Below are 17,874 nucleotides of genomic sequence, written 5' to 3'. Positions count from 1 at the left end.
TAACGTCCGTGGGATGAAGCTCGAACTGCGGCACCTGCGGGTCGTCTGCGCGATCGCGGACGCGGGCAGCCTGTCGAAGGCGTCCTCCCTGTTAGGCCTGGCGCAACCGGCGCTCACGGCCCAGCTGCACCGGATCGAGGCACTGCTCGGCGGCAAGCTGTTCGAGCGCGACCACAAGGGCGCCCGGCCGACCGTGCTCGGCGAGCTGGTGCTCGAACGGGCGCGCGTGCTGCTGCCCGCGTTCTCCCGGCTGCAGGAGGACGCCCTGCGCCTGGTGGACGACACCGTGCCCGCCGACCGGTACCGGGTCGGCGCGGTGAACGGCCCGATGCTCGGCGGGCTGGTGCACCGGCTGACCGAGGCGCACCCCGGCGCGCACGTCTCCACGCAGGTGTCGTGGTCCGGCCAGGAGCTGTCGGCCATGGTCGCCGCGGGCCGGTTGGACTACGTGCTGGTCGGCGTGTGCGGCGACGCGCCACCGCCGTCGGAGCACGGGCTGACGTGGCAGGTGATCGCGGTCGAGCCGGTGTTCGTGCTGATGCCCGAGGACCACCCGTTCACGCTGCTGGAGGAGGTGGAGCTGGCCGCGTTGAAGGACACGCAGTGGGCGGTCGTGCCGGGCGACGGGTGCTTCGGCGACTGCTTCGTGGCCGCGTGCAGCCGGGCGGGCTTCACCCCGCGCACCATGTACGAGGTCGACATCAACAGCTGCATCGACCTGGCCTCGTCCGGTGACGCCGTCGCGCTGTGCCAACCGACGTTCCGCCGCACCCCGGGCCTGGTCGCGATGCCGCTGGCGGGCGCGCCGCTGCGGTGGCGACACCTGATCGGCTGGGACCCGGAAGGACCCGCCGCCGCGTTCGGGCCGCAGGTGCTCAGGTACGCCGCCGAGGCCTACCGGGAGACCGCCGAGCGCAGCCCGCGCTACGCCGGTTGGCTGCCGGGCCACCCCGAGTACGGCGTGGTGCCGCACCAGGCACTGGTCTGACCGCGCGGTCGGCCGCCGAGCTCGGGACCAGGGGTTCTCCGTCGCGGCCGATCGGTCATCACCGCGTCTTATGACCTAAGTGGTATTACCGCGACCGGCCGCGCGGACCTAGTTTCACGGGGAATCCCTGCCCTCCCTCGAGGAGAATTCCCCATGTCAGCACTGTTGAGACCCCTCGCGCTCGCCGCGGCACTGGTCGCGACGGGCCTCCTGAGCCCGACCGCGGCGCAGGCTGCACCCTCCACTCCCGCCGGCCAGGAAGCCGAGATCCTGTCCGCGATCCAACGCGACCTCGGGCTGGACGCCGACCAGGCACGTGCCCGGCTGGCCGCCGACGAGCGCTCCGCCGACACCGCGCGCGGCCTGCGCAAGCGGCTGGACGGCCGGTTCGGCGGCGCGTGGATCGACTCCTCCGGCACGCTCACCGTCGGCGTCACCCGTGCGTCCGATGTGGACCAGGGCGGCGTGCGCACGAAGCTCGTCCAGCGCAGTGAGAGCGACCTGGACGCGGTGAAGTCCGCCCTGGACGCGAACGTGGCCAAGGCGCCGCGGTCCGTGCCCGGCTGGTACGTCGACGTGCCGACCAACACCGTCGTGGTCAAGTCCCAGCCCGGCAAGCGCGCCGCCGCACGCGCGTTCGTCGCGTCCTCCGGCGTCCCCGCCGCGGCCGTCCGGTACCTCACCACCACCGAGGCTCCCCGCCCGCTCATCGACGTGATCGGCGGCAACGCCTACAACATCGGCAGCGGCTCGCGCTGCTCGGTCGGCTTCTCCGTCACCGGCGGGTTCGTCACCGCCGGGCACTGCGGCTCGACCGGCGCGTCGACGTCCAACCCGAGCGGCACGTTCCGCGGGTCGAGCTTCCCCGGCAACGACTACGCGTGGGTGCAGGTCGCGGCGGGCAACACCCCGCGCGGCCTGGTCAACAACTACTCCGGCGGCACGGTGTCGGTCGCGGGCTCGCAGGACGCGCCGGTCGGCTCGACGGTCTGCCGCTCCGGGTCCACCACCGGCTGGCACTGCGGCACCATCCAGGCGCGCAACTCCTCGGTCAGCTACCCGCAGGGCACGGTGACCGGCCTGATCCAGACCACGGTGTGCGCCGAGCCGGGCGACTCGGGCGGCTCCCTGCTGGCCGGCACCCAGGCGCAGGGCGTGACCTCCGGCGGTTCGGGCAACTGCCGCACCGGCGGCACCACGTACTTCCAGCCGGTCAACGAGATCCTGCAGGTCTACGGCCTGACCCTGCTCACCGGTGGTGGCGGCAACCCGAACCCGCCGACCGGCTGCGACAACTCGGAGACCCGGTACAACGGCACCCTGGCCGCGGGCGGTCAGGCGTACCAGCCCAACAACAGCTACTACCGGTCCACGGTGTCGGGCGCGCACGTCGGCTGCCTGGTCGGCCCGAGCGGCGCCGACTTCGACCTGTACCTGGAGAAGTGGAACGGCAGCGGGTGGGCCGTCGTGGCGAAGGGTGACAGCCCGGCCGCGAGCGAGACGGTCAACTACAACGGCACGGCCGGCTACTACCGCTACCGCGTGCACGCGTACAGCGGTTCCGGCAGCTACACGCTGGGGGTCACCAACCCCTAGCCGCACGGGGGAACCGCCGCGGGTCCGTGTCGCCCTTACGTCTCCCCGACACGGGCCCGCCGGCGGTCCGAGATCCGCCAAGGGGGCGGGCGGTCCCGCGGTTCCGGTACCCCGGACCCGCGGGGCTCTTCCCTGCGCGGGGGTAACCCGTCCGGTGCGACTCGATCGAGTGGCGTGGGGACACGGAGCGTCAGTCACCTGATCGAGCGGTCAAGGGTGGGGGTGATCGTGGCCGATGCGGAGTAGGTCAACTTGCAGGTCCCCAACCAGGTTAGGAAAACCGTGTCCGGAAACCGCACGCGCGGACTCCTGCGTGCCGCCGCCCTGCTCGCCGTTGGTACTTCTCCGCTGTTCGCGTCCGCCGCGTCCGCAGCCGAAGGCCCCACCGAGATCGTGGACGGCAAGATCGGCAACGCGCCCGAGGTCGGCACCGACGCCACCAAGCCCGTCACCGAACTGCTCAGCGGCCAGGCCGTGAAGCTGCCCGCGCCGCTGCCCGGTGGTGCGTCGGAGGTCAAGGCGCCGCAGGTGGCCGCACCCGCCGCGCTCAAGGCGCCCGCCGCACCCCAGCTGCCGGTGGCGGGCGACGTGCTCGCACCGCAGCCCCGCACCCTGCCCGGTCTCCCGGCCGTCCCGGAGCTCCCGCTGGCGCCGGCGGTCTCGGTGGGTCAGGCGCCCGACCTGGGCGGCGAACTGGGCAAGCTGCCCCTGCCGCCGCTGGGTTAGTTCGCAAAGCCGGGCTCGCCGGGCTCATACCGCTGGCTGAGCCGCAGAGGCGGGCGAGTCGGGCGTAGTGCTCGTGTCGCTGCTGGCTGAGCTGCAGGGGTGGGCGAGCTGGGAGCTTGGCTCGTGTGGCCGCTGGCTGAGCCGCAGAGGCGGGTGAGTCGGGCGTAGGGCTCGCGCCGCCGCTGGGTCAGGTCGCGGAGGTGGGCGGGCGGGGCAGCTGAGGGTCCCGTTCGCCCATCTCCTGCACCAACAGCGCCACGTACAGCGAGAGCACCGACTCCGGGTCCTCCAGCGACACCCCGAGCACCTGCTCGATCCGGCTCAACTGCTGGTAGTACGCGGTCCGGGAGAGGTGGGCGGCGGCGGCCGCGGCCGACTTGTTGCCGCCCTGCTCGCAGAAGCACCGCAGCAGCTCCACCAGCCGGGTCCCCTGGTTGGCGTCCCGCGCCAGCAACGGGCCCAGCTCGCGGTCCGCGAACGCGACCACCCGCTCGTCCTCGCGCAGCAGGTGCAACAACCCGCGCAGCCGCACGTCGTCCAACCGGTGGTAGAGCCGGTTCCCGGGCGATCGCAGCGCCGCACCGGCCACGTGCGCCGCCTCGCCCAACGACCGCCGCACGTCCGGCAACGCGGTCACGGTCGTGCCGACGGCCACCACCACGGGCAGCGCGTGCTGCGTCGCCGCCGCCCGCCGGTGCACCTCCCGCGCCAACCGCCGCAGCACGCCGTCCAACCCCGCCTGCGGCGGCAGCGACAGCAACGCCCGCACGCTCGTGTCGTCCACCACGCCGACCAGCGCGGGCACGGTCACCCGTCGGGCCGCCAGCGCGGTCGCCTCGGCCAAGTCGCGCAGCACCTCCTGCGACGCCAACGCCTGCGCGGGCACGCTCGCCGCGCCCGGCCGGATCGCCACCCCGACGAGCTGCCGCCGCTCCAACGGCACGCCGAGCGCCGCCGCCCGCGTCGGCAGGTCGTGCGGCGGCTGCCCGAGCAGCTGGGTGAGCAGCGTCCGGTGCGTCTGCCGCTCCAACGACTCCCGGTCCCGCGCCACCAACCGGTGCACGGCCAACGCCGACGCGGCACGTTCGGCGACCACGACGTGCCGGTGCGGCGGAGGCTCCGGCGAGAGCAGCACCAGCCGCCCCCAGTCCGCGCCACGCGCGCCGACCACCGTCACCAGCCACCCGGCCTGCTCGTGGTACGCGGTCCGCTCCGGCACGGCCACCGCCCGTGACCGCTGGCCCCAGTCGGCCAGCACCGCGGTCGGGTCCTGACCGGCCGCGTCGTAGGCCAGCACCTCGTGCCCCAACGTCTCCAGCACCACCGGCAGCCCGGCGGTCCGGGCCACCTCGCGCAGCACCTCGGCCGGCTCCGCACCGGCCACGGTCAACGCGGTGAACGCCTCGTGCACCTGCTCGGCCGCCCGCAGCTCCACCAGCTGCGCGTCCACGATCAGCGACACCACGGCCTCGGTCACCGACACGAACCGGGTCTCCTTCGCCAGCGTCACCAGCGGCAGCTCGTGCTGCTCGGCGGCGGCCACCAGCGCGCCCGGCACCTCGTCGCTCCACCGCCGCACCAGCTCCACCACCAGCCCGGACGCACCGACCGACGCGAGGTCGGCGACGTAGCGGCGCAGCCCGTCCGGGTCGTCGGGCAACGCGATGCCGGTGGTCAGCACCAGCTCGCCGCCGCGCAGCAGGTGGGCGATGTCGGCCACCTCGGCGACGTGCACCCACCGCACCCGGCGGCCCATCCCGGCGGCGCCCGCGACCACGGCGGGCTCGCCGCGCCGGACCACGGGCAGGGCGAGCGCTTCGGCGACCGTGGGGTACATGGACACAACGTAATGCGCCGGGGCGGAAAGCGGTACAGGTTGTCCATGGCGGCCCCCGACACCGCCGACCACACTCCTCGGAAGGGACCAACGACCGGAGGACGCGATGGGACACGAGGAGTTGCTGGCCAGGCACCGCGCCGTGATGCCCCGCTGGATGGCCCTCTACTACGAGCACCCGATCGAGCTGGCGAGCGCGAGCGGACGCCGCGTCACGGACCGTGAAGGCCGCACCTACCTGGACTTCTTCGCCGGCATCCTGACCAACGCGGTCGGCTACGACGTGGCCGAGATCTCCGACGCGATCCGGTCCCAGCTCTCGACCGGCGTGCTGCACAGCTCCACGCTCTACCTGATCCGCTCGCAGGTGGAGCTGGCCGAGAAGATCGCCGAGCTGTCCGGCATCCCGGACGCGAAGGTCTTCTTCACCAACTCCGGCACCGAGGCCAACGAGACGGCGCTCATGCTGGCCACCCAGTACCGCCGCAGCGACCAGGTCCTCGCGCTGCGCAACTCCTACCACGGCCGCGCGTTCGCCACGGTCGCGATCACCGGCAACCGCGGCTGGTCGGCTTCCTCGCTCAGCCCGGTGAAGGTCAGCTGGGTGCACGGCGGCTACCGGTTCCGCAGCCCGTTCAAGGACCTCTCGGACGCCGACTACATCAAGGCGTGCGTGGCGGACCTGCGCGAGGTGATCGAGACGACGACCGCCGGCGACGTGGCGTGCATGATCGCCGAACCGATCCAGGGCGTCGGCGGGTTCTCCTCGCCACCGGACGGGCTGTTCGGCGCGTTCAAGGAAGTGCTGGACGAGTACGGCATCTTGTTCGTCTCCGACGAGGTGCAGACCGGCTGGGGCCGCACCGGGGAGCACTTCTGGGGCATCCAGTCACACGGCGTGACGCCCGACGCGATGACGTTCGCCAAGGGCCTGGGCAACGGCCTGGCGATCGGTGGCGTGGTCGCGCGCGGTGACCTCATGGACTGCCTCACGGCCAACTCGCTGTCCACGTTCGGCGGCAACCCGATCGCCACGACCGGTGCCCTGGCCACGCTGAACTACCTGCTCGACCACGACCTGCAGGCCAACGCCGCGAAGCTCGGTGAACGGCTGATCGACGGGTTGCGGGACATCGCGGCGGACCGGCCGTCGGTCGGTGACGTGCGCGGGAAGGGCTTGATGGTCGGCATCGAGCTGGTGGGCGCCGGTGGTGCGCCGGACGCGGCGAAGGCGGTCGCGGTGCTGGAGGGCACGCGGGAACGCGGGTTGCTGGTGGGCAAGGGCGGCTTGTACGGCAACGTCATCCGCCTCGCGCCGCCGATGACGTTGACCGAGGACGAGGTCGAGGAAGCACTCGGCATCCTGGAGGACGTGCTGTGAACACCATTACGCACTGGATCGGCGGCAAGCCGTGGAATGGCGAGAGCGCGCGCTCCGGTGACGTGTACGAGCCGGCGACCGGGCAGGTGGCGGGTCGGGTCGACTTCGCTGATGAGTCCACTGTGGACGCTGCCGTAGAGGTGGCGCGCGAGGCGTTCGGGTCGTGGCGTGACGCGTCGCTGGCGCAGCGGTCGAACGTGATGTTCGCGTTCCGGGAGCTGTTGAACGCGCGCAAGGGCGAGCTGGCCGCGATCGTCACGGCCGAGCACGGCAAGGTGCTGTCCGACGCGGCGGGGGAGGTGCAGCGCGCGCTGGAGGCCGTGGAGTTCGCGTGCGGCATCCCGCACCTGCTCAAGGGCGGGTTCAGTGAGAACGCCTCCACGCGGGTCGACGTGTACTCCATCCAGCAGCCGCTGGGCGTGGTCGGCGTCATCTCGCCGTTCAACTTCCCGGCCATGGTGCCGCTGTGGTTCGTGCCCAACGCGATCGCCTGCGGCAACGCGGTGGTGCTCAAGCCGTCGGAGAAGGACCCGTCGGCGGCCAACTTCATCGCGGAGCTGTTCGCCGAGGCCGGGTTGCCGGACGGGGTCCTGAACGTCGTGCACGGTGACAAGGTCGCGGTCGACCGGATCCTGGAGCACCCGGACGTGAAGGCGGCGTCGTTCGTGGGGTCGACGCCGATCGCGCGGTACGTCTACGAGACCGGCACGCGGCACGGCAAGCGCGTGCAGGCGTTGGGCGGCGCGAAGAACCACATGGTCGTGCTGCCCGACGCGGACCTCGACCTGGCGGCGGACGCGGCGGTGTCGGCCGGGTTCGGCTCGGCGGGCGAGCGGTGCATGGCGATCTCGGTGGTGGTCGCGGTGGACCCGGTCGGTGACGAGCTGGTGTCGAAGATCGTGGACCGGATCCGGGGTCTGCACGTGGGTGACGGTCGTCGTCCGGGGTGCGAGATGGGGCCGCTGGTGACGGGCGCGCATCGCGATCGCGTGCTGTCTTATGTGGACAGCGGGCGGGATGAGGGTGCGTCGTTGGTGGTGGACGGTCGGCTGCACGCGATCGACGGTGCGGCGGAGGGGTTCTGGTTGGGGCCGACGTTGTTCGACCACGTCGGGACGGATATGGCGATCTATCGGGACGAGATCTTCGGGCCGGTGTTGTCGGTGCTGCGGGTGGCGACGTACGACGACGCGTTGGAGCTGGTCAACGCGAATCCGTACGGGAATGGGACGGCGATTTTCACCAATGATGGTGGGGCGGCGCGGCGGTTCCAGAACGAGGTCGAGGTCGGGATGGTGGGCGTGAACGTGCCAATCCCGGTGCCGGTGGCGTATTACTCGTTTGGTGGGTGGAAGGACTCGCTGTTCGGCGATTCGCATGCTTATGGGCCGGAGGGGGTTCACTTCTTCACCCGCACCAAGGTCGTGACGGGGCGGTGGTTGGACCCTTCGCACGGTGGCGTGAACCTGGGCTTCCCTCAGAACACCTGAGGTCGGTGTTCTGGTCGGTGTTCGGGTCGGTGGTTGGGTCCGGCTCGATTTGACATGGGGCCCCTTACGGGTACTGGAGGCAGGCCAAAGCCGGGCAGGCCTGGCGGGAAAAGCGCCCGCCAAGCCTGCCCGGCTTCGACCAGCCTAAAGCACCCGAACCCCATGTAAAATCGAGCCTTTGCGGTCCTCCTGCGGGTCCGTTGTGGGCGGTAAGGCGGCCGGTGGCCTCCGAAAAGGTTGGGTTATTTTGCTTGTGCGGCGAGGGCTTGGGGGAGTGGGTCGTAGCGGGTGAAGCGGCGGGTGTAGGTGCCGGTGCCCGATGTGAGGGAGCGGAGTTCGACGGCGTAGCGCAGTAGTTCGGTGGAGGGGACTTCGGCGCGGATCGTGGTGTAGCCGGGGCTGTCGGCTTCGGTGCCCAGTACGCGGCCTCGGCGGCTGGAGAGGTCGCCCAGGACGGTGCCCAGGTGGTCGTCCGGTAGCCGGACGCTGACCTCGTCCACGGGTTCCAGGAGTGTTGTCTTGCCGTTGGTGGCGGCGTCCTTCAGGGCCAGTGCGCCGGCGGTTTGGAAGGCGGCGTCCGAGGAGTCGACGGAGTGGGCCTTGCCGTCGACCAGGGTGACCCGGAGGTCCACGACGGGGTGGCCGCCTTGGAGGCCGCGGTCGAGTTGGGCGCGCACGCCCTTTTCGACGCTGGGGATGAACTGGTTGGGGATCGCGCCGCCGACGATCTTGTCCACGAACTCGAAGCCGGAGCCGCGTGGCAGGGGTTCGACGATGATGTCGCAGACGGCGTACTGGCCGTGGCCGCCGGACTGCTTCACGTGTCGGCCGTGGCCCTTGGCCTGGTTCGCGAAGGTCTCCCGCAGCGCCACGCGCACTGGTTCGGTGTCGACCTCGGCGCCGCCGGCGCGCAGTCGGGCCAGCACGACGTCCGCGTGCGCCTCGCCCATGCACCACAGCACGAGTTGGTGGGTCTCGGCGTTGCGCTCCAGCCGCAGGGTCGGGTCGCCCGCCACGAGCTTGCCCAGGTTGCGCGCCAGGTTGTCCTCGTCGCTGCGGCTGCGCGGCACGACGGCCACCGGCAGCAGCGGTTCCGGCATCTCCCACGGGGTCATCAGCAGCGGCTTCTCCGGCGCGGACACCGTGTCGCCGGTCTCGGCGGAGCCGAGCTTGGTCAACGCACACAGGTCGCCCGCCACGCAGTACGGCACCTCGCGCAGGTTCGCGCCCAACGGCGAGTAGACGTGCGCGACCCGTTCGTCCACGTCGTGGTCCTCGTGACCGCGGTCGGCCATGCCGTGACCCGACACGTGCACCGGCCGTTCGGGGCGCAGCGTCCCGGAGAACACGCGCACCAGCGACACCCGGCCGACGTACGAGTCGACCGCCGTGCGCACGACCTCGGCGACCAGCGGGCCGTTCGGGTCGGCTTCCAGGCGTGGCTGGGGGATGCCGTCCACGCCGGTGACCTCGGGCAGCGGGTGCTCCAGGGGAGAGGGGAACGCCCGGGCGATGCCGTCGAGCATCTCCGGCAGGCCGAGGCCGGTCAGCGCGCACACCGGCATCACCGGGTGGAACGAGCCGCGCGCGACCGCCGTCTCCAGGTCCGCGATCAGCGTCGCCTGGTCGATCTCCTCGCCGCCGAGGTAGCGGTCCATCAGGGTCTCGTCCTCGCTCTCCGCGATGATCCCCTCGATGAGCGCGTTGCGCTGCTCCTCGAAGCGGGGGTCGTCGGTGGTGAGCAGGTTGACCAGGCCGTCGCCGTCGGGCAGGTAGAGGGGGACCACGCCCGCGCCGAACGCTTCCTGGCACGAGGCGATCTCGCCCGGGACATCGGCGCGCTGGTGATCGGTTCTGGCGACGACCACCGCGCGCGGCATGCCCACCATCGCGCACTCCTCCCACAGCGCCACGGTGGCCGGGTCGACGCCTTCCGCCGCGCTGACCACGAACAGCGCCGCGTCCGCCGCGCGCAGGCCGGCGCGCAACTCGCCGACGAAGTCCGCGTAACCCGGGGTGTCGATGAGGTTGATCTTGATGTCGCCGTGCTGGATGGGGGCGACCGAGAGACCGACCGACCGCTGCTGGCGCACCGCCGCCGGGTCGTGGTCGCACACCGTGTTGCCCTCGGTGACCGATCCTGGTCGGGTCAGCACGCCGGTGCTGGCGAGCAGGGCCTCGGCGAGCGTCGTCTTGCCCGAGCCGGACGGGCCGACCAGCACGACGTTGCGGACCTTGGCCGGGTCGTCCACAGCGACCGCGCCTGCCGAGTGGCCGTTGTCGGAGTGTTTGCTGCCCATTGGGACCACCCTCCACAAGTATTTAGTGTTCGATCTCACACCTGCGGGCCGCGGGGGACAACCCCAAGTGGCCACACCCAACCCGGCAGGAGGAATACCGGAGGAGGTCGTGGCCACGTCGGTCGGACCTGGCCGCGCCACCGGGTGGCGTAGGCCACTACCTGCGAAGGGAGTGAAAGTGGCCTGCCGAGAACGTGCCTGATTGGCATGCTTCGGCGGTCCACGTCGGTCGTACGATGGTGGTGTTCGCCCCCTACTTCCAGAAAGGCTGGTCGTGACCACTTCACCCGACGCCGGCACCCAGGTCACCGGCACTTCCCGCGTCAAGCGGGGCATGGCGGAGATGCTCAAGGGCGGCGTGATCATGGACGTGGTCAACGCCGAGCAGGCCAAGATCGCCGAGGACGCCGGCGCCGTGGCCGTGATGGCGCTCGAGCGGGTGCCCGCCGACATCCGGGCGCAGGGCGGCGTGTCCCGGATGAGCGACCCGGACATGATCGACGGCATCATCAACGCGGTGTCGATCCCGGTGATGGCCAAGGCCCGCATCGGCCACTTCGTCGAGGCGCAGGTGCTGCAGTCCCTCGGCGTGGACTACATCGACGAGTCCGAGGTGCTCACCCCGGCCGACTACGCCAACCACATCGACAAGTGGCAGTTCACCGTGCCGTTCGTCTGCGGTGCGACGAACCTGGGCGAGGCGCTGCGCCGCATCACCGAGGGCGCGGCGATGATCCGCTCCAAGGGCGAGGCCGGCACCGGTGACGTCTCCAACGCCACCACGCACATGCGCAAGATCCGCGCCGAGATCCTGCGGCTGCAGAACCTGCCCGCCGACGAGCTGTACGTCGCGGCGAAGGAGCTGCAGGCCCCGTACGAGCTGGTCCGCGAGGTGGCCGAGGCGGGCAAGCTGCCGGTCGTGCTGTTCACCGCGGGCGGTATCGCCACGCCGGCGGACGCGGCGATGATGATGCAGCTCGGTGCGGAGGGCGTGTTCGTCGGCTCGGGCATCTTCAAGTCCGGCAACCCGGCGCAGCGCGCGGAGGCGATCGTGAAGGCGACCACCTTCTACGACGACCCGGACGTGATCGCGAAGGTCTCGCGCGGCCTCGGTGAGGCGATGGTCGGCATCAACGTGGACGAGATCCCCGAGCCCCACCGCCTGGCCGAGCGCGGCTGGTAACGCTTGGTCGACCTGCGGCCCGCCGGACTTCCGGCGGGCCGCGATCGTCTTGCCTAGGGCTTCGGCGGCTGAGCTGCCAGTTTGATGAGCAAGTCGCGCAAGTAGCCGGCCAGCGGCATGTCCTGCTCCTTCGCCCGCGTGCGCAGGACCTCGATCACGTCGGTGGGCACGCTGCGGATGTGCACGCGCTTGGTGGTCTGATCGCTCATATGATGTATCGGTCGGGCCGGCTCATGGCTGGATCGCTCGAACGTGCGTGCTAGACGTGCTCTGAGACCAGGAGGGCGGTTGTCCCCTGTTGGAGTGCCTGGGCGGTGTGGGGGACGTCGCCGGGGTAGAGCAGGTAGTCGCCGGGGCCCAGTTCGACCGGCTCGGTCTGCGGGCCGGCCAGCATGCGGCCCGTGCTGACGATGACGTGTTCCACCGTGCCCGGCATGTGGGGTTCGGACTCGCGGGCCGGGCCCGGTTCCAGTTGCAGCATGTAGATGTCACGGCGGGCACCCGGTGGGCAGGACGCCAGCAGGGTCGCGGTGTAGTGGGCGCGTTCGGAGTAGATCGCCGGGCCTTCTCCCGCGCGGATCACCCGGACGCGGGGGGTCGGCGGGTCGACCAGGCGGGAGAACGGCACGCCCAGCGCCACGCCGAGGGCCCACAGGGTCTCCACGCTGGGGTTGCCGCTCGCGGACTCCAGCTGGGACAGCGTGGACTTCGCGATGCCCGCACGCTTCGCCAGTTCGCTCAACGACAGCCCGACGCGTTCGCGCTCACGGCGCAGTGAGGCGGCGATGACGTCGAGCGGCGCGCCTGTGTTCGACATGACAGTCCAATCGTTCGGCTTGACGAACGGGTTGCCCGTGTTCATCGTAGAAGACGATGCGTTCGACATGGCGAACCCTTGATGCCGAGCTGCTGCGTGACGTCGCCGCGGTAGCCGCCGGCGCCGCGGTCAGCGGTGCCTCGTTCGGCGCGATCTCCACCGGCGCGGGCCTGCCCTGGTGGCTGCCCGTGGTGATGTCGCTGCTGGTCTTCGCGGGCGGCTCGCAGTTCATGGCGGTCGGCGTGGTCGCCGCGGGTGGCAGCCCGGCCGCGGCGGTGCTGGCGGGGCTCCTGCTCAACGTCCGCCACCTGCCGTTCGGTCTGGCGGTCGGTGACGTGCTGGGCAAGGGCCTGCTCCAACGCCTGGTGGGCAGCCACCTGCTGATCGACGAGACGACCGCGTTCGCGCTGGCCCAGAGCGACCCGCGCAAGGCCAAGGCCGCCTACTGGTCGTGCGGTGTCGCGCTGTTCGTCGCTTGGAACGTCGCCGTGGTCGCGGGCGCGCTGATCGGCCAGAACATCGGCGACCCGAACGCGTTCGGGCTGGACGCGGCGTTCCCTGCGGCACTGCTCGCGCTGCTGCTGCCCGCGCTCAAGGACAAGGCCACCCGGCACGCCGCGTTGCTCGGCGCGGCCATCGCGCTGGCCGCCACGCCGTTCCTGCCCGCGGGCGTCCCGGTGCTGTTCGCGCTCGGGGGTCTGCTCGTCACGGCACGCGCACGACCGGAGGTGAAGGCGTGACGCTGACCGCCGTCCTGGTGCTCGCCGCGGGCACCTACGCGTTCCGCCTGGCCGGGCCGCTGCTGCGCGACCGACTCCAGCTGTCCGACCGGGTCAAGCTGCTGATGACCACCTCGGCGACCGTGCTGCTGTTCGCCCTGATGGCGACGTCCACGCTGACCAAGGGCCAGGGGTTCGCGGGCCTGGCCCTGCCGCTCGGCGTACTGGTCGCCGGGGTGGCGGCGTGGCGCAAGGCGCCGTTCGTCGTGGTCGTCGTGCTGGCCGCCGTGACGACCGCCTGCCTGCGGCTCGTCGGCGTGTCCTAGTTACCGGAGGTAGTCGCTCAGCCGTCCGGCGAGCCGGTGCCGGTCCTGCGCGCCGACCTCCGGCTCCGGTCCGCCCCGCTTGCCCGCCAGCACCTCGTCCACGAACCGCGCCACCTCGTCCGGCGGCGGCACGAGCGGCAGGCCGAGGTGTGCCACGACGACCGGCTGCTCGGTCGGGTCCGTCTCCACCGCGATCCACCAGCCGCGCTGCTCGTTCCACAGCAGCATCAGGTCACGTCCCGGCCCCTCCAGGCCCAGGTAGGCGGTGGCGGTGTCGCTGACCTCGAACTCGGTGCCCTCCGGCGGCACGCCGACCTCCTCGGCCACCGCCTGCACGTACCGGGCCAGTCCGAGGCTGATCAGCGCGCTGTCGTCCATGGGCCCATTGTCCGACTTCACCCGGCGATCGGGGCCGTGAGCCAGGTCTCCGGGATGCCGAACGCGTCCACCAGCGTCCGCGCGTGCGGCCGCAGCCGACCGCACAGCTCGTTCACCGCCTGCGACACCGCCTTCGCGCGTTGCGGCGTGAGCCTGCCGTGCTCCAGGAACCACGCCCGGTCCGCCTCGATCGTGCTCAACGCGTACAGGTCGCACATCTGGTCCAGCAGCACCGTCGCCTCCGGGTCCGAGCACCGGTCGACCGCCGCCACGAACGCCTCCAGCACCACCCGGTCCACGTGGGCGCGTGCGGCGTGCAGCACGTGGTCCTGCGCGGCGTTGAACACGTCGAACGCGTTGTCGCGCGACGCCCGCCGCAACCGCCGCGCCAACCCCTCCAGCACGTGCTTCTCGCGGTCCTCGAACTGCCGCACCTGCCAGCCCCGGTCCAGCAACGCGTCCGAGCTGCCCGACACCAACCGGTCGATGATCGCCCGCGCCGCCGTCCGCTCGATCACCACGCCCACCGCCTGGTCCGCCACGAACCGCGCCATGCCCCACGGGTCGAGGTCGCCGACGTGGTCCCGGTAGCTGGTCAGCAGCCCTTTCGCGACCAACTGCAGCAGCACGGTGTTGTCACCCTCGAACGTGGTGAACACGTCCGTGTCCGCCTTCAGCCCGGCGATCAGGTTCTCCGACAGGTACCCGGCGCCGCCGCACGCCTCCCGGCACGCCTGGATCGTCCGCGTGGCGTGCCACGTCGCCACCGCCTTCAACCCCGCCGCCCGTGACTCCAGCTCCCGCTGCTGCCGGTCGTCGGACACGTCGTGCAGCGCCGAGACCATCTCCTCCTGCGCGAAGTGCAGCGCGTACGTCGTCGCCAACGCGGGCAGCAACCGCCGCTGGTGGGCCAGGTAGTCGAGCACCACCACTTCCTCACCCGTGTCGGGCCGCGTGAACTGCCGCCGCCCGTCGCCGTACCGGATGGCCAGCGCCAACGCCTTCTTGGTCGCGCTGCCCGCACCACCGGCCACGCTGATCCGCCCGCGCACCAACGTGCCGAGCATCGTGAAGAACCGGCGCCCCTCGCCCTCGATCGGACTGGAGTACGTGCCGTCCGGCGCCACGTCGCCGTACCGGTTGAGCAGGTTCGCCCTGGGCACCCGGACCCGGTCGAACGACAGCCGCCCGTTGTCCACGCCGTTCAACCCGGCCTTCGGCCCGCAGTCCTCGATCCGCACCCCCGGCAGCGGCGCACCGGAGGCGTCCCGGATCGGCACCAGCACCGCGTGCACCCCGTGCGTCACGCCGCCCGTCACCAACTGCGCGAACACCACGGCCATCCGCCCGTCCCGCGCCGCGTTGCCGATGTAGTCCTTCCGCGCCGACGGATCCGGCGTGTCCACCACGAACTCCTCGGTGTCCGGGTCGTACGTCGCCGTCGTCCGCAGGTGCTGCACGTCCGACCCGTGCCCGGTCTCGGTCATCGCGAAGCAGCCGGGCAGTTCCAGGCTCATGATCGCGGGCAGGTACCGGTCGTGGTGCTCCGCGGTACCCAACGCCTGCACCGCGCCACCGAACAACCCCCACTGCACGCCCGCCTTCACCATCAGCGACAGGTCGCCGAAGCCCAACACCTCGAACGCCACCACGGAGCCGCCGACGTCGTCCTGCCCGCCGTGCGCGGCGGGGAACCCGATCAGCGGGTGGCCGCCCTCGGCCAACGCGTGCATCTGCTCGGACACCCAGGCCCGGTACTCCTCGCGCGCCAGCTCGCCCGGGGGCTTCAGACCGCCGAGCAACTCCAGCGACGTGCGCCGCAACGACGCCCACCGACCACCCAGCAGCTCACGCAACGCTTCATTCCCCATGACCTTTGTTAACACAGGTTCACCGAGAGCGTTGCCCTTCGCTGGGCCGATCGGTGTAACGGGTGACCCACGTCCAGGCGACCCCATTAGTGGCGTCTGTCACATCAGGAGGCAAGCCATGACGTTCCGTCACCGCCGCAGGCGGATCGCCGTCACCGCGGCGCTCGTGCTGACCGCACCACTGCTCGCGGGCGGCCCCGCCGTCGCCGATCCCACCAACAACTCACCGGCCAAGCTCACCAAGGCCGTCACGCTCGACGGGGTGCTGCGCCACCTCGACGCGTTCCAGGCCATCGCCGACACCCACGGCGACCGGGCCGCGGGCAGGCCCGGCTACCGGGCGTCGGTCGACTACGTCGTGGACACGCTCACCACCGCCGGGTACGAGCCGACCGTGCAGGAGTTCCAGTTCCCGTACGTCGAGGAGAGGTCCGAGCTCCACCAGCTCCTGCCGACCCCCGTCACCTACGTCGCCGACCGCGACTTCACCCGCAACGGCTTCACGCCGACGTTCCTCGGCGAGGCCACCGCGCCCGCCTACCCGGTGGACGTCGTCATCCCGCCCGGCCCGACGCCGAACTCCAACAGCAGCGGCTGCGAGGCGGCGGACTTCCTCGGCTTCCCGGTCGGCGGCATCGCGCTGCTGCAACGCGGCACGTGCGGCTTCGCCCAGAAGACGCTGAACGCGCAGGCCGCGGGCGCGTCCGGGGTGATCCTGTTCAACGAGGGCCAGCCGGGGCGCACCGGCCTGTCCACCCCGATCGGCGACACACCCGGCCTCGCCATCCCGGTCGTCTTCGCCACCTACGCGGTCGGTGAGGCGCTGGCCGCCAACGCGCCCAAGGTCGTCCGCGTGAAGGTCGACTTCCTCTCCGACACGCGCACCGCGTGGAACGTGTTCGCCGAGTCGCGCGAGGGCCTGGCCGACAACACCGTGATGGCGGGCGCGCACCTCGACAGCGTGCAGGACGGCGCCGGGATCAACGACAACGGCACCGGGTCCGCCGCGCTGCTCGAAGTCGCCGTGCAGATGGCCAAGGTCAAGACCAACAACCTGGTCCGGTTCGCGTGGTGGGGCGCGGAGGAGGAAGGGCTGCTCGGCTCCGAGCACTACGTCGCCACCCTGCCGCAGGCCGAACGGGACCGGATCGCGCTGTACCTGAACTTCGACATGGTCGGCTCGCCGAACTACTTCAACGGCGTCTACGACGGTGACAACTCCAGCGGCACGGCACCGCCCGGCTTCATCCCGCCCGGCTCGGCCGAGATCGAGGACGTGTTCGAGAAGTTCTACGCCGACCGCGGCGTGCCGGCGGAGGACACCGAGTTCTCCGGCCGGTCCGACTACGGGCCGTTCATCGCGGTGGGCATCCCGGCCGGCGGCCTGTTCACCGGCGCGGAGGGCGTGAAGACCGAGGCGCAGGCGGCCCGGTACGGCGGCGTCGCGGGCGCGGCGTTCGACCCGTGCTACCACCAGCCGTGCGACAGCCAGACCCCGGTCGACGACGGTGCCGACCCCGCGCTGTACGCGCAACTGGACGCGGCCTACGACCTGCGCGGCAACGTCAACGCCGTCGCGCTGGACGTGAACTCCGACGCCATCGCCACGGCGGTCATCACGTTCGCCTTCGACACCTCGACGGTGAACGGGGTGCGCTCGCCGGGCAAGTCCCACGGTGCGTCCTCGGTGCGCATCACCTCGTGAGCGCGTGGGGGCCGTCACGGCTGACGGCCCCCACCCTCGGGCGGCACGGTGTGCTTGCGGACGTGCTGGAACAGCAGGTTCGTCTGCACCTCGCTGACCTCGCGGCGCGTCGTGAAGCGGTCGAGCACCAGGCGCTGCAGGTGCGCGGTGTCCGCGACGGCCACGTGCACCAGGAAGTCCTCCGGCCCCGCCACGTGCGACATCGCCAGCACCTCGGGCAGCGTCAGCACGTAGTCCATGAACGGCTCCACGATCGCCCTCGTGTGCGGCCGGACCCGCACCGCGATGATCGCCTGCACCGGGCGTCCGAGGGCCGCCAAGTCGACCTCCGCGTGGTAGCCGGTGATCACGCCGCGCTCACGCAGCGACCGGTGCCGGACCACGCACGTGGACGCGGCCACGTTGACCCGGTCGGCCAGGTCCTTGTTGGCCAGCCGAGCGTCCTTCTGCAGCTCCTGCACGATTGCCGCGTCCACCGAATCCAGCACGCCGAACCCCTCTCGCCGTCGAAGAACCTGCGGAAGTTTCCCGCACCGACCGACGATAAGTCCAAGATT

Annotated in this window: 16 protein-coding genes; 9 read left to right on the top strand and 7 right to left on the bottom strand. The window is 71.4% G+C overall.

The window, feature by feature from the left end; all coding sequences use genetic code 11:
* The first annotated feature begins 13 nt into the window (after positions 1–13).
* From A6A25_RS05825 to A6A25_RS05815, 3 genes are all read left to right on the top strand, one after another.
* Positions 14–988: a LysR family transcriptional regulator gene (locus A6A25_RS05825; protein ID WP_073886732.1), complete on the top strand. Its 975-nt coding sequence runs from the start codon at positions 14–16 to the stop codon at positions 986–988.
* 153 nt (positions 989–1,141) lie between these two features.
* Entirely contained in the window at positions 1,142–2,584 is a 1,443-nt protein-coding gene (locus tag A6A25_RS05820) for a S1 family peptidase (RefSeq protein WP_073886731.1), read from the top strand.
* 282 nt (positions 2,585–2,866) lie between these two features.
* On the top strand, positions 2,867–3,310 hold the full coding sequence (locus A6A25_RS05815) for a hypothetical protein (protein WP_073886730.1): 444 nt from the start codon (positions 2,867–2,869) through the stop codon (positions 3,308–3,310).
* 187 nt (positions 3,311–3,497) lie between these two features.
* Here A6A25_RS05815 and A6A25_RS05810 read toward each other — a convergent pair whose 3' ends face one another.
* Entirely contained in the window at positions 3,498–5,147 is a 1,650-nt protein-coding gene (locus A6A25_RS05810) for a PucR family transcriptional regulator (protein ID WP_073886729.1), read from the bottom strand.
* Positions 5,148–5,253: 106 nt separating this feature from the next.
* On the opposite strand from A6A25_RS05810, the gene A6A25_RS05805 reads away from it, so the two are divergent.
* Together A6A25_RS05805 and A6A25_RS05800 are read left to right on the top strand one after the other, a co-directional pair.
* The gene (locus A6A25_RS05805) at positions 5,254–6,528 is read left to right on the top strand and encodes an aspartate aminotransferase family protein (RefSeq protein ID WP_073886728.1); all 1,275 of its coding nucleotides are present in this window, start codon (positions 5,254–5,256) and stop codon (positions 6,526–6,528) included.
* Positions 6,525–8,018, top strand: a complete 1,494-nt coding sequence (locus tag A6A25_RS05800; RefSeq protein WP_073886727.1) for a CoA-acylating methylmalonate-semialdehyde dehydrogenase — start codon at positions 6,525–6,527, stop codon at positions 8,016–8,018. The genes A6A25_RS05805 and A6A25_RS05800 overlap by 4 nt, the downstream gene beginning before the upstream one ends.
* 242 nt (positions 8,019–8,260) lie before the next feature.
* On the opposite strand, the gene A6A25_RS05795 is transcribed toward A6A25_RS05800, so the two are convergent.
* On the bottom strand, positions 8,261–10,318 hold the full coding sequence (locus tag A6A25_RS05795) for an elongation factor G-like protein EF-G2 (RefSeq protein ID WP_073886726.1): 2,058 nt from the start codon (positions 10,316–10,318) through the stop codon (positions 8,261–8,263).
* Positions 10,319–10,592: 274 nt separating this feature from the next.
* Between A6A25_RS05795 and pdxS the strand changes: the two genes are divergently transcribed.
* Complete coding sequence (pdxS, locus tag A6A25_RS05790) at positions 10,593–11,501, top strand: pyridoxal 5'-phosphate synthase lyase subunit PdxS (protein WP_198932581.1); 909 nt, start codon at positions 10,593–10,595, stop codon at positions 11,499–11,501.
* A gap of 53 nt (positions 11,502–11,554) precedes the next feature.
* Here the strand turns inward: pdxS and A6A25_RS43840 are convergent, their stop codons facing one another.
* Both A6A25_RS43840 and A6A25_RS05785 read right to left on the bottom strand, forming a co-directional pair.
* A complete protein-coding gene (locus A6A25_RS43840) occupies positions 11,555–11,710 on the bottom strand; it encodes a hypothetical protein (protein ID WP_158073684.1) in 156 nt (51 codons plus the stop codon).
* 50 nt (positions 11,711–11,760) lie between these two features.
* On the bottom strand, positions 11,761–12,318 hold the full coding sequence (locus tag A6A25_RS05785; RefSeq protein ID WP_073886819.1) for a helix-turn-helix domain-containing protein: 558 nt from the start codon (positions 12,316–12,318) through the stop codon (positions 11,761–11,763).
* 56 nt (positions 12,319–12,374) lie between these two features.
* On the opposite strand from A6A25_RS05785, the gene A6A25_RS05780 reads away from it, so the two are divergent.
* A complete protein-coding gene (locus A6A25_RS05780; RefSeq protein ID WP_073886725.1) occupies positions 12,375–13,058 on the top strand; it encodes an AzlC family ABC transporter permease in 684 nt (227 codons plus the stop codon).
* Positions 13,055–13,363, top strand: coding sequence for an AzlD domain-containing protein (locus A6A25_RS05775; protein WP_073886724.1), 309 nt, complete (start codon positions 13,055–13,057; stop codon positions 13,361–13,363). The genes A6A25_RS05780 and A6A25_RS05775 overlap by 4 nt, the downstream gene beginning before the upstream one ends.
* Here the strand turns inward: A6A25_RS05775 and A6A25_RS05770 are convergent, their stop codons facing one another.
* Together A6A25_RS05770 and A6A25_RS05765 are read right to left on the bottom strand one after the other, a co-directional pair.
* The gene (locus A6A25_RS05770) at positions 13,364–13,741 is read right to left on the bottom strand and encodes a DUF6292 family protein (protein WP_073886723.1); all 378 of its coding nucleotides are present in this window, start codon (positions 13,739–13,741) and stop codon (positions 13,364–13,366) included.
* Between the two features lie 17 nt (positions 13,742–13,758).
* Entirely contained in the window at positions 13,759–15,612 is a 1,854-nt protein-coding gene (locus A6A25_RS05765) for an acyl-CoA dehydrogenase family protein (RefSeq protein WP_073886722.1), read from the bottom strand.
* Between the two features lie 118 nt (positions 15,613–15,730).
* Here A6A25_RS05765 and A6A25_RS05760 point away from each other — a divergent pair, with 118 nt between their 5' ends.
* Complete coding sequence (locus A6A25_RS05760) at positions 15,731–17,317, top strand: M28 family peptidase (RefSeq protein ID WP_073886721.1); 1,587 nt, start codon at positions 15,731–15,733, stop codon at positions 17,315–17,317.
* A gap of 14 nt (positions 17,318–17,331) precedes the next feature.
* Here the strand turns inward: A6A25_RS05760 and A6A25_RS05755 are convergent, their stop codons facing one another.
* Entirely contained in the window at positions 17,332–17,805 is a 474-nt protein-coding gene (locus A6A25_RS05755) for an Lrp/AsnC family transcriptional regulator (RefSeq protein WP_073886720.1), read from the bottom strand.
* Positions 17,806–17,874 lie beyond the last annotated feature (69 nt).

The organism is Saccharothrix sp. CB00851 (assembly GCF_001905065.1).
Lineage (GTDB): Bacteria > Actinomycetota > Actinomycetes > Mycobacteriales > Pseudonocardiaceae > Actinosynnema.
Note: the sequence above shows the minus strand (reverse complement) of the source record. Positions and strands in the feature narration are given on the sequence as shown.

What these genes read in the sequence shown, in the direction of transcription:
- A6A25_RS05780 (WP_073886725.1), top strand. Translation starts at nt 12,375, where the DNA reads ATGCGTTCGACATGGCGAACCCTTGATGCCGAGCTGCTGCGTGACGTC.
- A6A25_RS05805 (WP_073886728.1), top strand. Translation starts at nt 5,254, where the DNA reads ATGGGACACGAGGAGTTGCTGGCCAGGCACCGCGCCGTGATGCCCCGC.
- A6A25_RS05820 (WP_073886731.1), top strand. Translation starts at nt 1,142, where the DNA reads ATGTCAGCACTGTTGAGACCCCTCGCGCTCGCCGCGGCACTGGTCGCG.
- A6A25_RS05765 (WP_073886722.1), bottom strand. Translation starts at nt 15,612, where the DNA reads ATGGGGAATGAAGCGTTGCGTGAGCTGCTGGGTGGTCGGTGGGCGTCG.
- A6A25_RS05795 (WP_073886726.1), bottom strand. Translation starts at nt 10,318, where the DNA reads ATGGGCAGCAAACACTCCGACAACGGCCACTCGGCAGGCGCGGTCGCT.
- A6A25_RS05825 (WP_073886732.1), top strand. Translation starts at nt 14, where the DNA reads ATGAAGCTCGAACTGCGGCACCTGCGGGTCGTCTGCGCGATCGCGGAC.
- A6A25_RS05785 (WP_073886819.1), bottom strand. Translation starts at nt 12,318, where the DNA reads ATGTCGAACACAGGCGCGCCGCTCGACGTCATCGCCGCCTCACTGCGC.
- A6A25_RS05760 (WP_073886721.1), top strand. Translation starts at nt 15,731, where the DNA reads ATGACGTTCCGTCACCGCCGCAGGCGGATCGCCGTCACCGCGGCGCTC.
- A6A25_RS05770 (WP_073886723.1), bottom strand. Translation starts at nt 13,741, where the DNA reads ATGGACGACAGCGCGCTGATCAGCCTCGGACTGGCCCGGTACGTGCAG.
- A6A25_RS43840 (WP_158073684.1), bottom strand. Translation starts at nt 11,710, where the DNA reads ATGAGCGATCAGACCACCAAGCGCGTGCACATCCGCAGCGTGCCCACC.
- A6A25_RS05810 (WP_073886729.1), bottom strand. Translation starts at nt 5,147, where the DNA reads ATGTACCCCACGGTCGCCGAAGCGCTCGCCCTGCCCGTGGTCCGGCGC.